This window comes from Cupriavidus sp. 05T42 (assembly GCF_056396345.1).
Window position 1 is genome coordinate 324,097 of record NZ_JBFTLH010000002.1, and the last position, 13,535, is coordinate 337,631.

At 65.3% G+C, this 13,535-nt stretch carries 15 protein-coding genes and 1 tRNA gene; 5 read left to right on the forward strand and 11 right to left on the reverse strand.

From position 1 onward, the window contains the following. Positions 1 to 2 precede the first annotated feature (2 nt). The gene (locus tag AC1EJR_RS03550) at positions 3 to 782 is read right to left on the reverse strand and encodes a PP2C family protein-serine/threonine phosphatase (RefSeq protein ID WP_092290276.1); all 780 of its coding nucleotides are present in this window, start codon (positions 780 to 782) and stop codon (positions 3 to 5) included. 103 nt (positions 783 to 885) lie between these two features. Further along, complete coding sequence (locus AC1EJR_RS03555) at positions 886 to 1,176, reverse strand: hypothetical protein (protein ID WP_092290275.1); 291 nt, start codon at positions 1,174 to 1,176, stop codon at positions 886 to 888. Between the two features lie 410 nt (positions 1,177 to 1,586). On the opposite strand from AC1EJR_RS03555, the gene AC1EJR_RS03560 reads away from it, so the two are divergent. The 4 genes from AC1EJR_RS03560 to AC1EJR_RS03575 all read left to right on the forward strand — a co-directional run bounded on the left by AC1EJR_RS03560 (position 1,587) and on the right by AC1EJR_RS03575 (position 4,494). Further along, the gene (locus AC1EJR_RS03560; protein WP_441590559.1) at positions 1,587 to 2,048 is read left to right on the forward strand and encodes a lecithin retinol acyltransferase family protein; all 462 of its coding nucleotides are present in this window, start codon (positions 1,587 to 1,589) and stop codon (positions 2,046 to 2,048) included. A gap of 256 nt (positions 2,049 to 2,304) precedes the next feature. Then, a tRNA-Arg gene (locus AC1EJR_RS03565) sits at positions 2,305 to 2,379 on the forward strand. A gap of 166 nt (positions 2,380 to 2,545) precedes the next feature. Next, positions 2,546 to 3,754, forward strand: coding sequence for a tyrosine-type recombinase/integrase (locus tag AC1EJR_RS03570; protein WP_477146872.1), 1,209 nt, complete (start codon positions 2,546 to 2,548; stop codon positions 3,752 to 3,754). Continuing rightward, positions 3,751 to 4,494, forward strand: a complete 744-nt coding sequence (locus AC1EJR_RS03575) for a hypothetical protein (protein ID WP_477112859.1) — start codon at positions 3,751 to 3,753, stop codon at positions 4,492 to 4,494. The genes AC1EJR_RS03570 and AC1EJR_RS03575 overlap by 4 nt, the downstream gene beginning before the upstream one ends. A gap of 364 nt (positions 4,495 to 4,858) precedes the next feature. On the opposite strand, the gene AC1EJR_RS03580 is transcribed toward AC1EJR_RS03575, so the two are convergent. Next, a complete protein-coding gene (locus tag AC1EJR_RS03580; RefSeq protein ID WP_477146873.1) occupies positions 4,859 to 5,995 on the reverse strand; it encodes a DNA-methyltransferase in 1,137 nt (378 codons plus the stop codon). Beyond that, positions 5,989 to 7,188, reverse strand: coding sequence for a DNA cytosine methyltransferase (locus AC1EJR_RS03585; RefSeq protein WP_477112861.1), 1,200 nt, complete (start codon positions 7,186 to 7,188; stop codon positions 5,989 to 5,991). Before AC1EJR_RS03585 ends, AC1EJR_RS03580 begins: the two co-directional genes overlap by 7 nt. A 31-nt stretch (positions 7,189 to 7,219) precedes the next feature. Here AC1EJR_RS03585 and AC1EJR_RS03590 point away from each other — a divergent pair, with 31 nt between their 5' ends. After that, complete coding sequence (locus AC1EJR_RS03590; protein ID WP_477112862.1) at positions 7,220 to 7,738, forward strand: hypothetical protein; 519 nt, start codon at positions 7,220 to 7,222, stop codon at positions 7,736 to 7,738. Positions 7,739 to 7,743: 5 nt separating this feature from the next. Here the strand turns inward: AC1EJR_RS03590 and AC1EJR_RS03595 are convergent, their stop codons facing one another. The 7 genes from AC1EJR_RS03595 to AC1EJR_RS03625 form a co-directional block, all read right to left on the reverse strand. Next, positions 7,744 to 8,322 carry a hypothetical protein gene (locus AC1EJR_RS03595; RefSeq protein ID WP_477112863.1) on the reverse strand — a complete coding sequence of 193 codons (579 nt, stop codon included), beginning with the start codon at positions 8,320 to 8,322 and terminating at the stop codon, positions 7,744 to 7,746. Further along, the gene (locus AC1EJR_RS03600; RefSeq protein WP_477112864.1) at positions 8,319 to 8,456 is read right to left on the reverse strand and encodes a hypothetical protein; all 138 of its coding nucleotides are present in this window, start codon (positions 8,454 to 8,456) and stop codon (positions 8,319 to 8,321) included. Before AC1EJR_RS03600 ends, AC1EJR_RS03595 begins: the two co-directional genes overlap by 4 nt. Then, positions 8,456 to 8,659, reverse strand: coding sequence for a helix-turn-helix transcriptional regulator (locus AC1EJR_RS03605; RefSeq protein ID WP_477112865.1), 204 nt, complete (start codon positions 8,657 to 8,659; stop codon positions 8,456 to 8,458). The genes AC1EJR_RS03600 and AC1EJR_RS03605 overlap by 1 nt, the downstream gene beginning before the upstream one ends. Next, a complete protein-coding gene (locus tag AC1EJR_RS03610; RefSeq protein WP_477112866.1) occupies positions 8,656 to 10,398 on the reverse strand; it encodes an AAA family ATPase in 1,743 nt (580 codons plus the stop codon). Before AC1EJR_RS03610 ends, AC1EJR_RS03605 begins: the two co-directional genes overlap by 4 nt. A gap of 6 nt (positions 10,399 to 10,404) precedes the next feature. Further along, the gene (locus tag AC1EJR_RS03615) at positions 10,405 to 11,289 is read right to left on the reverse strand and encodes a DNA translocase FtsK (protein WP_477112867.1); all 885 of its coding nucleotides are present in this window, start codon (positions 11,287 to 11,289) and stop codon (positions 10,405 to 10,407) included. A 118-nt stretch (positions 11,290 to 11,407) separates the two neighbouring features. Further along, on the reverse strand, positions 11,408 to 12,583 hold the full coding sequence (locus tag AC1EJR_RS03620; protein WP_477112868.1) for a hypothetical protein: 1,176 nt from the start codon (positions 12,581 to 12,583) through the stop codon (positions 11,408 to 11,410). 41 nt (positions 12,584 to 12,624) lie between these two features. After that, positions 12,625 to 13,419: a PD-(D/E)XK nuclease family protein gene (locus tag AC1EJR_RS03625; RefSeq protein ID WP_477112869.1), complete on the reverse strand. Its 795-nt coding sequence runs from the start codon at positions 13,417 to 13,419 to the stop codon at positions 12,625 to 12,627. Between the last annotated feature and the right edge of the window lie 116 nt (positions 13,420 to 13,535).

The window sequence follows — 13,535 nt, forward strand, 5'->3', positions numbered from 1 at the left end:
GCTCAGACTTCCGGATTGAGCAGCGTCATGTCGGAGCCGCCGCCGATGTCCTCGGCGCGCAGTACGACAACCGACACGTTGTCGTGCCCGCCATTCACCAGCGCGCGCTGCACCAACTCGTTGGCCGCCGCCGCGCAGTCCCCCGCGCTGGCTGCCAGCACCGCCGCGATGCCGGCATCCTCCACCTCGTTGCTCAGGCCGTCGCTGCAGAGCAGGAACATATCGCCATCGCCCACCTCTAGCGTCAGCACGTCGAGGTCGAGCCGGGTGGCGGCGCCCACGGCGCGCGTGATGGTGTTGTGGGCGGGATGGTGCTTGGCTTCCTCGGCCGTGATCAGCCCCCGGGCGCGCAGCCGCTCCACCTGGCTGTGGTCGCGCGTGAGCTGTTTCAGATGGCCGGCCCGGAAAAGATAGAGCCGGCTGTCGCCGGCCCAGAGGCACCCGCATCGCCGCTCGCAGGCCAGCATCGCCACGACGGTGCTGCCGATCACCCGGACCTTCATCCGCACGGCTTCGTCGATCAGCGCCTGGTTCACGGTCAGCAGCGTCGTGCGGGCGTCGTCCAGCGCGCCATCGAGGCTGCCGGGCGGCCCCAGGCCGGAGAGGGCCTGGACGATGGCCCGGCTGGCGAAGTCCCCCACGGCATGGCCGCCCATGCCGTCGGCCACCGCCCAGATGCCGCGTTCGGTCAGGTCCAGGCAGGCGTCCTCGTTGCGTTCCCGCACCCGGCCGACGTCCGTGGCGGCGGCCGAGCTCCAGCGGAATTCCGTTGCGCAGGTCACGGTGTGCTCCGGCGCGGAAGAAAGCGGCTCCGCGCAAGCGCCGCCCCCCGGGGCAGCATCAAAGGGTGGCCGGTGGGAGTGCCCCCCGGCTACCGGGCAGGACTCAGATCAACCGACCCTTGTTCCGGGCGTCCAGCGCGGCGTCCACGGTGATGGTCGAATTGGGCGCGTTGTTCTGGACGTCGATGTTCTGGAACTGGTTGTTCATCTGATCAGCATAGAAGCTGTAGTTGATCTCGTAAAAGTTCACGACTGGAGACGCGCTCGGGCGGGAGGCCACGTAGGGCTGGATCCAGCCGAACACCCACGGCGCGCCGCCGCCGCGAATGCAGGACATGGCGCGGAAATCCAACACGTGGTGGGTGTCGAGGTCCTTGACGATGAGGGTGGCCATGATGGTCTCCAGAGTCGGGGGGGCGGCGCGTGGCGCCATGGCTGTATAGAGCAATCGGTGTGCCACAGGGGCTTTGTGAGGCCGGGGGCGCATGGCGGGCGCGACGTGGCGTCGGGACGGCCTGCGGCGTTGGCACCGGCCCAACACCGGGCACGAGGGGTGTCGGCTGGCACCCGCCACAGCTATCCGGCTCTGGATGGGCAAGGTGGAAGCTCGGTTGATGGCCGCCAGCCAACACATCGCTCACAAAACTGTTGGATGGCCGCGCACGGTTTCTGGCCGGGAAGGGGTGCCGATCGCCCGCAACCCCTTGTCCTGCCGTGGTTCGATGGCATTGGCACGCTTGATGCGGTTGGTTGGCATCGACACAGCACTGGCTGCCTCCCACCGACACCGAACCGAGAACCGCCATGAACACCCAAAACCAACAACAAGACGACTACCTGCCCGGCGCCCATCTGGTTACGGAACGCAACGGCTACGTCCATCATGGCATCTACGCCGGCAACGGCCGCGTCATCCACTACGCAGGCTTCTGCCACGCCCTGCACGCCGCCCCGGTCGAGGAAACCTCGCTCACCCAGTTCGCCCACGGTCACACAGTGGCGGTGAAGATTGAACCCTGCGCCCGCTACCTCGGCATGGAAGCCGTCGCCCGTGCCCGCACCCGCCTCGGCGAAGACCACTACCACCTGCTGACCAACAACTGCGAACACTTCTGCACCTGGTGCCTGCTCGGCCAGGCCCGCAGCGAACAGGTGGACGCCTGCCTGCGCCAGCCCCGTGCCGCCGTCCACACCGTCCTGTCGATGGTGCGCGCCCTGCTGGCATCGATCGGCACCGGTACCGGCACCGGCCTGACCGCCGCCTGAGCGGACCATCGAACCAACAGGGAGCAAGCCATGAGCGGACTGATCGATTGGGTAGGCTGCGAAAGCCGCCAGGCAAGGGCCTGCCACCGGCGCGCCGCCCGAGCCACCGCCAGCGGACGGCGTGACCAGCAAGGCGCGCGCCGTCGAACCAGCACCCGCCGCCGGCCATGGGCCGAACTTGCCGAGTTTGCTATACTCCGCCCCGTCTTCCGGCTCGGCCGGCCCATGGCGGCTGGCGCACCGTGCAGACGGTCCGCTCGCCGTAGTTCAATGGATAGAACGAGCGCCTCCTAAGCGCTAGATACAGGTTCGATTCCTGTCGGCGGGACCATAATCAAGTCCGCAGCAGTTCTCCAAAGTCCTCCGCTCCGCGATAAATCAAGGCTTCCCGGCCTTTCGACGTTCATCAAAGTTCGTGACGAATCGTTGGCATCCGGCATTTTTCGAGGCATCATTCGTGGCACCGGCAATGCCACGATTTTCGGTGCCACGAAAAAATGCCCATCCGCGTCGAGCCGCTCTCAGACACCAAACTCCGTAACGCCAAAGCAAAAGAGAAACCGTACAAGCTGGCGGACGGTGGTGGCCTGTTTTTGGAGGTAATGCCCGACGGCCGCAAGCTGTGGCGCTTTCGATATTTCAGGCCATCAGGTAGCGAGAATCGCCTCGGATTCGGCGTGTACCCCGAAGTCACCCTGGCCCAGGCGCGCGCGCAGCGCGATTCGGCGCGCACCCTGCTGGCCGCCGGCACCGACCCCGGCACTGCCAAACAGGATCAGCGCCTCGCGGCCAAGATCGCCGCTGGCAATTCCTTCGAGGCGGTCGCTCGTGACTGGCATGCCACCCAGAAGGAAAGCTGGAACGAGGTCTATGCCGGCAAGGTCCTCGCCTCGCTCGAGAACGACGTCTTCCCGGTCCTCGGCAGCACGCCTATCTCCGACATCCGCGCGCCCGCCATCCTGGCGCTGCTGAAGAAGGTCGAGGCGCGCGGCGTCCGCGACACCACAAAGCGCGTGCTGCAGCGCATGCGCGCTGTGTTCCAGTACGGCATCGTCTATGGCTTGTGCGACCGCAACCCGGCCACCGACATCGATAGCGAGGTCGTGCTCAAGGCGGCGCCGGTCCAGCACCAGGCCAGGGTGCCGCTGGCCGAACTGCCGCAGCTGCTCCGCGATATCGATGGCTACGAGGGCGACAAGGTGACGCGTCTGGCGTTGCAGTTCATGACGCTGACGTTCGTGCGCACGACGGAAATGATCCAGGCGCGATGGGACGAGATCGACGAGGACAAGGCCGAGTGGCTGGTGCCGGCTGAGCGCATGAAGATGCGCGACCCTCACGTGGTGCCGCTATCGACGCAGGCGCTGTCCGTGCTGAAGGAATTGCGCGAAATCAATGGCCACCGCGCATACCTGTTCTACAGCCCGCGCGGCAAGACTGGCCACATCAGCAACAACACGATGCTCTACGCGCTGTACCGGCTGGGGTACCACTCGCGCATGACGGGGCACGGGTTCCGGGGGCTGGCGTCGACGGCGCTGAATGAACTCGGCTTCCGACCGGACGTCATCGAGCGCCAGCTCGCGCACGTCGAGCGAAACAAGGTGCGCGCGGCGTACAACCACGCGCAGTACTTGTCCGAACGCCGGCAGATGATGCAGGCGTGGGCTGACCACCTTATTTCTATACGCGGAATTGCACGATGACACCATATGCGCAAGAGATTTCAGCATTTATCGGCGGTATCGTCGCATATGGCGGAGGGGGCGCCGCCGTTGCATATCTCTTGTTCCAGTTTCTCGGAAAGAAGTGGATCGAGAACAGGTTTCAGGAGCGGCTTGATGCGCTGAAGCATGAGCAAGCAAAAGAAGTACAACGCCTGAAAATCGAAATTGATTCATTGCTTGGCGGTGTACTCAAACTCCAGGAGCGTGAATTTGCCGTCCTTCCTGAAGCCTGGCGTCTGCTCGACGAAACGAAGGACCTTGTCACATGGCTTGTCCATCCGATGCAGGAATACCCAGACTTGAACCAAATGTCGCCAGCCAGATTTGAAGCAGTATTGCAGGGCAGTGAACTCAGCGATGTTGATAAGGACGATGTCCGAGGGGCCGCCGATCGCAACAAGGAATACATTCGAGTTGTTTTCTGGAGGCGCCTCTATCGCGTCCGGAAGGCGCATGGGGAGCTTTCGTCCTACATTTCAAAGAACGCGATTTTTTTCCCGGCCGCTATGAAGGAGCGTTACGAGAAGATCTGCAAGCTTTTGTGGAGTGCGATCGTTTCCAAGCAGATCGGCCATCAGGCCGAGGATTGGAAGATGGAGACGGAGGGGTGGGAAAAGGTCGAGAAAGAGATAACGCCGCTCTACGTCGAGATTGAGAAGGAGATCAGGGCGAGGCTTCGCGCTCACGGGTCAAATGCCGGGCATTCGACCACCGATTGAGCGCACCGTCGCCGTAACTGTGCCTGCGAATGCCAGTGCGGCTCTCATCCCAGCTGGCGTATAGCGGCTGAGGTTGATGGCGCCGGAGAAGAGGATGGGGCGTTCTTTCGTCATGCTAGGATCGCTTCAGTTTTTAGGAGACGGCCATGGCGAAGTGCGATGCGTGTTTTTCGATCGTCCCCGACAGGCGGGGGGAGCGGGGTCACGATGCCCTTGTTGAAACCGGCAGTGAGAAGATCCGTCCATTCGGGCAAGCCGCCATCATCAAGACGTCTTTCACCTGCTCGACGTGCGGGACGAAATGGACATACGAGAACGATAAGAACGATAGCTTCGCTGGGTGGCATGAGGTAGAGAACTGAGTTCATGGCGAAGTCTCCAGCATCAGCCCATGCTGCCGCGTCCGTGCCGCCTGGAGCGCGATGTAGTCGGGATTCAGTTCGGCACCGAGCCACCGGCGGCCGAGCCGCTGGGCGACGCTGGCCACCGTGCCGGAGCCCATGAACGGGTCGAAGACGATGTCGCCTGGCCGGCTGCCGGCGAGTACGCACGGCTCGACCAGGTCTTCCGGAAAGGTGGCGAAGTGCGCGCCGGCGTATGGCTTCGTGGAGATCGTCCAGACGGATCGACGATTGCGCATTTCCGTGATCGCGCGAAAGGCCTCCCGGCCTGGCAGGTCGTTGGTCTTTCCCTCGAAACCTCCGCGCGCCACGCTGTCCCGTACCTTCTGCGCATAGGCTTGGAGGCCTGCCTTCGTGCGGTGCCGCTCGTCGCCCGCCTCGTACGCTGCTTGCCCCTTCGCCGGGTTCACATTGCCCGGTACCCGAACGCGGGGCTTCGGATCTTCGTCATAGCCATGGCCGAAGCCCACACCTGTCGGCGTCGGGCCATAGGTGGCTGGTTCTTTAATGGCGTCGGCGTCGAAGTAGTACCGCTCCGCCTTCGTCATCAGGAACAGGTATTCGTGCGCCTTTGTGCAGCGGTCGCGCACCGATTCCGGCATCGGGTTCGGCTTGTGCCAGATGATGTCCTGTCGCAGCCACCAGCCGGCATCCTGTAGCGCAAAGGCGAGGCGCCATGGCTGGCCGACCAGATCTTTCGGCTTCAAGCCTTCCACGCGCACGTCACTGCGCGGAATGGCCGCGTCGTCGCGCCGGCGGCTGGCGGTCATGCCGGCAGGGAGACCTTTGGACGCGGTGTTGCCCTTGTTGCTCGAGCTGCTGTCGCCTGCGGCAGCACGGCTTCCGGCGTAGCTGTCGCCCATATTCAGAAACATGACGCCGTCTTCCGCCAACAGATCCCGGCACAGGTCGAACACCTCGACCATGTTGGTCAGAAACTCGTGCAGCGTCGGTTCCAGCCCCAGTTGTCCGGCCACGCCATAGTCGCGCAGGCCCCAGTACGGCGGGCTGGTGACGATGCACTGCACGTGCACGCCGGCCGCAATCAGGTCGCGCATGACGTCGCGGCAGTCGCCTTGGTAGCAGTGGTTGGTCAGCATGCTAGGCTCTCCATCACGCATTCGACGAAGACGCGCGCCGCTTCCGCGTTGATCGCGTTTCCGTAGGCGCGCAGGCGTCCCACTCGGGCGGGAGCCCCATGAGCCAGCGGGAATGTGCCGGGCTCAACTGGCCGCCACTTTCCATCCCGGCACAGGAGCCAGTCAGCAGCTCGCCAGAGGCCGTTAGTCGGGCCGGCTGATCCGTCTTGCACATAGCCACTGTCTTCCGGCTGCTGTCGTTGTTCCCTGCCTCGTTGTTGCCGTTCCGCGCAGGGGTGCCCGCCATCGGCGTGGGCCAGCCCGCCAAGGCCGCCGACGCTTGCGCAAGATTCATCCCGAAGCCGTTGTTGCCATGCCTCGCCTGATACAGCGCGCGACGTTCCAGAAGCCGACCCACGTCGCCTGGCGTCGAGGTGTCGAACGCCGCTGGCGTGGGCCAGCCCGACAGCGCCGCGATCTGGTTCAGCGGGCGTCCCGTGTCCCACGGTCGCGCATCCTTCGCGCCCCGGTTCGCGTCCATCGTCGTGCAGGTCGGCCAGCCGGCCAAGTACGCCTGCCTGGGCAACTGATCGAGGCGATCCTTGCCGTCGCGCTGCGCCACCATTCCCGGCGAGTCTTTCCAGTCTCGCGCGGCTGGCGTCGTCCACCCTCGGAACATCTCGACGGGAAACCAAACGCCGTCCATCTCCAGATGCTGCGACCCAGTAGAGCCTGTCTCGGATGTGCGGCGCACCGATGCCCGCAGACGGAAACGGGAGCGCCCCGACGGCGTAACCCACGGCTTCCAGGTCATCGCATACAAGGTCGATCCAAGGATCTGCGTCTTTGCTCGCAACCTGCTCTCCAAGGACGATTGCAGGGTGGCACTCACTGACGAGGTGATACCAGTGCGGCCAGAGGTGCCGCTCGTCAGCAAAGCCAAGTCCTGCGCCTGCCGCGCTGAAAGGTTGGCACGGACAGGAACCGGTCCAAACAGGTCGATCGTCGCCCCATCCAGCCATGCGGAGGGCGCGTGACCATACGCCGATTCCTGCGAAGAAGTGGCACTGTCGGTATGGGCGGAGGTCGTCAGGTCGAACATCCCGGATGTCACTCTCGTCAACGTCGCCCGGGGCGATGTGCCCGGCGGCGATCAGGTTGCGCAGCCACTGCGCGGCGTAAGGCTCGATCTCGTTGTAGTAGGCAACGCTCATGCTAGGATGCCGTCCAAAAACGGGAGGGTTTATGGAGAGCAACGCGGCCGCATTTCAGCAAGTCATCGCAGCGTGGGTCCAGGCGATAGGATCGATCTTCGCTATCGTTGGGGCATTTGGCGTGGCCTGGTACCAAAATCGCGCGCAGATTGCGATTCGGAAGAAGGAGCGACAAGAGGAGGCTCTCGATACGGCACATGCTGTGGTAGCCGTTTGTATCGATGTAGTCCGCGCGATACGAGACTCGGCAGAGAGCATGCGGATGCATGCCCCTGGGAACGCCTTTAAGGCCGAGACCGACCGCCTTGACGAGGCGTTGTATTCGATGCGAACGCTGCTCGGTAGGCCAATCCCACCGGAAATGATGCTGCCATTGCTCCAGGTGCAACGGCTTACGACTTTCTCGCACCGCGCGATGCGTCAACGAGCCGGTTCTACCAAAGGCTTCGCGGCGGATACAGTTTCGAAAGCGGAGGCGAGGCATCGCCTCGCAACGCGTGAGCTCAACAAACTTGCGAGCATCCGAAATGCGCTGAAGGAGGTCGCGTAGGCTATTCACGCGCGCACCTCGCTGGTGGCCTGCGTTGCCGCCTGCAGCTCGTCAATGGTTTTCGCTGCCCGCGCGCGCCACTCCGCGCCGTGCTGGAGCGCCAACTGGACCAGCCAGTGCAGCACGTGCGCCTGCTCTTCTTCACAGCGTTTCGGAATGTCGGTGCCGGCCGCGCGCAGGGCATGCGCGATCGGGGTGGTGGTGTAGAGCATCAGGCCCAGCACTTCGAGCAGCGCGTCGGTCGGCTCGGTCGGGTAGGGCAGCGTGCCCGGGGTAATCTCCGCATAATTTGCGGAGATTGGCGGCATATTCTCCGCATGCTCGCTCTGGGGCGCGGCACCCGGCGCCGTGGCTTCGAGGCTCTCACGCAGGCGCTCTCCCGCTCGGATAGCCTCGTCGCGGATCTTCTTGTTGCTCGCGGATAGGCGCAGCTCAGGATTGGCGACGGTGGCGTTATAGAAATCGCGCGCGACGGCGCGCAGGCGCAGCAGCTGGCGTGCCAACGAGACGAGCGCATGGGCATCACGCCATTTCATTGTGCCGGCCACTGCGGCCCGCTCGAGCGCATCAAGGTTCATGGTCATTGTTTCTTTCCGTTCTTGAATTCTTCTTCCATCTCGGCCATCCACTTCGCCTGGCGGCGTGCCGCCCACACGCTCGCGGCGATGTAGGCGATTGCTGCTACGACCGTCATGCCCAAGGCAGCGTTGGTAGACATCAGTGCTTCCGGCGCGAGGCTTCGATCTGCTCGTCGACCCACTGCTGCACCTCTTCCTCGACCCAGCCGCTGGCGCGGCCGAGCTTGATCGGGGAGGGGAACGTGTGGTCCTTGATGCGGCCGTAGATGGCGGTCTTACCCAGGCCTACGCGCTCGCAGACTTCGGGCAGCCGGATGATCCGGCGTTGCTGTTGGGTGTTCATGCTGCCTCCCGTACCGTGCCGACCTCGTGGTCTTCGATCCAGAACGACGTGATATTTGGCGGCAAAGACGTCGGCGCGGTCTTGAGGCTCATGAACACCAGTGCGGTGTCGATGTCATAGACAGCAGCTAGGTCGTCGAGCCACCAGAACAGCCGATCACGCTCGGCACCGATCAGCACGTCAGCACGGTCCAGCACCAGCAGGCGCAGGTCCGTCAGGTGCGTGATGGCCTCGGCGATCATTGCGTCGGCGCGCCACTTCTCCGATTCGGACAGCAAGGCGTAGGGGCGGCCGCCGTCGGCGGTGATGGACATGTCCGTCTCGATCCCGATGCGTGCCCATTCCGACAGGTTGGCCATGGCTGCCAGGCGCTCATTGATCGGGCCCAGCGCCTCGGCCAGCAGCTCGGCGGGGATGCCGCTGGGGCCCAGTGCCTCGGCCAGTGCATCCCATGCCACTACGTCGGCGTGGTGCTGCGCGGCCATCGTGGTCTGCTCAGCGGCCTGCGCGGCGGCGCGCTGGCCTGTGCGCACGTCTTCCAGCTCTTTGCCGGTCGCAGCAATGGCTGCCTGCAGGTTGGCCAGCTGAGCCTCGACGGTCTTCCGCAGTTCCGCGTCGTCGTCGCCGGCATCGGCAGCGGCGTCCTTGCGCAGCAGGTCGAGCTGCGTCGCGGCATTCTTCGCCCCATCGCGCTCGGCGGTGCGGCTCTTCAGCGCGTTTTCCAGCACGGTCAGGCTGCGCTCGTACTCGGGCAGGCGGCCGGCCGCTTCCGGATCGGCTTGCGTAGGCTCGCGCAGGGCCAGCTGGCCGGCCAGGTACTGCAGCAGCACGCCGCATTCGGGGCACGCGCACGGCATTCCCGCCGACTTGCCGCCGGCGGCCGCACGCATGGCTTCGACCTTGGGCAGGAAGGCATCGCGCTCGGCTTGGGCGCGGTCGGTGGATTCCTGGGCCTTGGCCAGGCCGGCAGCCTTGTCGGCCAGCTCGCGGATCTTCGTGTCGCGGGCGGCGCGCTGGCGCGCGGCGGCGTCCATCTCGCCCAGCTGGCGCTGCATGTCGCCGGCCTCGGTCGACGCCTCGGCGATGTCGGCCTGCAGCTCCGAGATCGTTGCGTTCACGTCTTCGGGGGCGGGCGCGCCGGCCGGCACCGAAGCCTTCCAGTCGCCGGCCTTCACCGACCCATAAGTCTCGCCAGTGACGGCGCGCCACGCGCCCTTGGCGGCCGTGGCCTTGGTCTGCGCTTCCTTCGCGGCGGCGTCGAAGCCGGCGCGCACCAGCGGCAGGACCGCCTCGATCTTCTTGGGCTGGCAGCCGCGCGCCACCAGGCGCTCGCGAACCAGGTCGGTACCGAGCTTGAGGCCCATCAGGTCGAACAGGAACGCGCGGCGTTCTTTGACCTCCAGGCGGGCGAAGCGCTGGGCATCCAGCACGTACGGCAGGCGCGGGTCAGCCTGCAGCCCGGCGGTCAGCTTGCCCGAGGGCAGGGCGATGCTGTTCGCTTGCGGGCCGGCGGATACGACCACCGTACCCGTTTCTGCGCCGTCGTGAAGCAGCTGGTCGTATTCCTTCTTCAGGCCCACGCGCACGCTCTCGCCGGTCAGGGCCATGCGCACGGCTTCTTGCAGGCTGGACTTGCCGGCGCCGTTCGGGCCGCAGATCAGCGACACCGGCGTGGCAGGGATGATGTCGGCCGCCCGAAGGCCGAGGAAGTTGCGGGCGTGGATGGCGGTGATCTTCATGGCTGCTTACCCTTCCTGGTCTTCGGTGCTCTTCAGGACCTTGCGCTGGCCGTCCGCGTCAGCCGCGCTGATGACGCCCTTGGCTTCCAGGCGCTCGACCAGACGCGCAGCGCGGTTGTAGCCGATGGTGAAGTGGCGCTGGATCTGGGTGATGGATACGCGCTGCTTCGCAATGACGAAGGCCTCGACATCGGCGTAGATCGGATCCTCTTCGGGGTGCTCGTCGTGCCAATCCTTCCAGCCCTTCACCCACTCGATGCACAGCGGGCCGGCCATCACCGGGCAGTCGCTCTCCGGCTTGCCCTCGGACGCGGCCTTGTAGCCTTCCTCGTAGGACGCATCCAGCTCTTCCTTCAGCGGCTGGTGCTCGATAGCGACGGTCTTCGCGTCGACGTCGACAACGTCGTCATCCGCTGGCGCGTCGGCGTCCGGCATGCCATCACCATCGCCGTCGGTGTACTCGCGGCCCATCTCGAATGCGCGCTGATCGGACTCGCCCCGTACCTCGTCCATGCCGCCGGTGTACTGGCCTTCGCCGCCGCTCAACACGAGCAGCACGGCCTGGCCCTGGGCCTCGGCCAGTTCGTGCAGCGCGGCAACCGACTTCCCGATCTTGATCAGCGCCTGAGCGCCGTCCTTGATGGTGATCTTGTCCAGATCGCCCCGGACCACGGTGCGGCCGTTCGCGGCGATCAGGTGCACGGCCATCTTCACGGACGCGTCCACGCGGCTGCGCAGGCGGTCGATGATGTCGTTCTGCTTCTTCTCGGACAGCTTCACCCACGTGTCGGGCATCATCTTCATTTCCAGCACCAGGGCGGACAGCAGGTCCTTGCCGAGAGTGTTGGCGGTCATGTTCATCGTGGCTTTGAATTCGGGCGATTGGCTCATTTCGGTGTCCTGGTGTGCGTGTCTGCATTCGGGCCGCGCCTCAGCATTCGGCGGCGCGGCGCTGTTCTTCCTCCCGCGCTACAGCCGTCCGCGCGGGCAGTCCTCTCTCACAGGTGTTTCAGTCGGCGTTGATGGGGGCGCGCTGGCGGCGGGTGGTCGTTTGCGCCGGCGCGACATCCTCTGCCGGCTGCGTCAGCTCGCGCATGCGGCGCGAGGCGACCTGGTGCAGCGTGGCCTGTTCCGCTTCGCCTACCACTTGTTTGATCTGGCTGCGGGCGAAGTCCAGGTCTTCGACGGTCTGCGCCTGGAGCAGCTCGCGATTTACGTCTTTGAAGCTGAGCGGGGCACGGTCGTCTTGCTGCTGGCTGCTTTCGTCCGCCGGAATCAGCTCGGCTTGCTGGCCGCCGTCCTCGTCGCCTGCATCGTCGGGCGACTGGTTGTCGTCCGTCGCCCCCGTCGGCTCCTCGGGGTGCTCGACTACCTCGGCGGGCTGGGCCGCGGCGGTGCGTGCCGCGCCGCGCAGTTCGTTGACCGAGGCGCTGGCGACTGAGTACGAGCCGTCCGGGTTCAGATCGATGATGTCCTGCGCTTCCTCGACGGTCTGCAGGCCCATCAGCAGCTCGGGGGCGTAGAGCTTGCCGAAGAAGCTGGCCGTGCGGTACCGCAACATGACCTCGTCCATGGTCTGCCACTTGCTGCCGTTCTTCGTGTACCAGCCTTCCTTCACGGCCATCTCGATCGACACAGCCGGCGATTCCAGGCGCTCGCCGGTTTCCTTCTCGATGGCCCAGGCGATGCAGACCTTGTCGAGGATGTCGACCTTCTTCGTGACGCTGGTGCGATTGCCGCCTTCCCAGACCGTTTCGGTGCGCTCGACATTCTTCTTGCCCAGCACCTTGATATCGAAGCGCAGCGGTGAGAATCGACCGCTGCCGTTGATAGCGGCGAGGATCCACTGCGACGACCAGGACGGCCGGCCTTCGACGATGTACAGGTTCTGCATCACCATCAGGGGATCGGCGCCCATGCGCTGCGCCATGTTCAGCGCGACGACGGCGTTGGCCAGCGCGTTGGGGTTCTCGCGCGATTCCTTCACGTTGCCGTACTTGTCCAGCTTCTCGATCACCTTGCGGTACGCCGCAGGCACGAGGGTGGACGATGCGAGCAGGTTGGCGGCGCGCTGCATCAGTTCGAAGGACTGCAGACTGCCGAAGCCCATCGTGACGACGGGTGCAGGGGCGGCTTCGCGCACGGCGGGCGCGCGCATTTGTTCAAGGGTGGCGGTTGCGGACATAGCGGTCATCTCTCGAAGTTTCGAAATTTCGAAATTTGTGGTCAGGACTTGTAGGGGCAGGTGGCGTGGCGCGGGCAGTACTTCGGCGAGCACAGCACCGACTTGCCGTTGCCGTAGAAGGCGCCGGAATGGATCAGGCGCGAGGCATGCTGCAACAGGCCCGGCTGTTCCTCGGTGCCCAGCAGCGTCACGCGCGGGGAGGCGATTTCGCCCACGCCAACGCGCTGCGCGGCAGCCGTCTTGCCGGTGTTCAGGCCCACGATCTGTGCCGGCGCGCTGATGGGGATGCCCATCGCGTGCTCGGCCAGCAGCTCATAAACACCCAGCTGCGGGCCGTGCCCGGCGGTGACTGCGACGCCATCGGCGCCCACGGCCCGGCCGCCGGTCTTCAAGTCGCTGATGCCTGCGCCGTCGGTGGTGGTGCGCACCCGGTCGGTGGTGCCAGTCAGCGCAAGGCCCAGTTCGGGGATCTCCAGGCGATCGCAGGCGATCTCGACGCCGATGTAGTGCTGACGCGGCGCGATCTCGACGCAGTAGCGGGCGTGCAGCGCCAGGCCGATGCGTTCGGCATCCGCCGGATTGGTCTCGTCCCAGTCGACCTCGGCGTTCTTGTCGCGGATCGTGTCGACGAGCGCGCCGGCGGCGTCGTCGGCGGTGATGGGCGCGCCGTCGAGCGTGGCCTGGTCGAACAGCCCGGTGCTGGCGTGGACGGCGGTGCCCAGATGCGCGGCCGCACCCGAGGGCATGCGCATGCCCAGGATGTGCTTCGCTTCCCAGCGCGCCGGGCAGTCGAAGAGTTCGGCCAGCGAACTGGCACGGATGGTGACGATGTTCATGGGCGTGGCCTCAGTGGATGCGGATCAGTTCAGGTTCACCGCTGGCGAGCCAGCGGCCGGTGGGGCGGAAGCCAGCGGCGCGTTGCGCGCGCAGCCAGGCCTCCCAGGTGATTTCG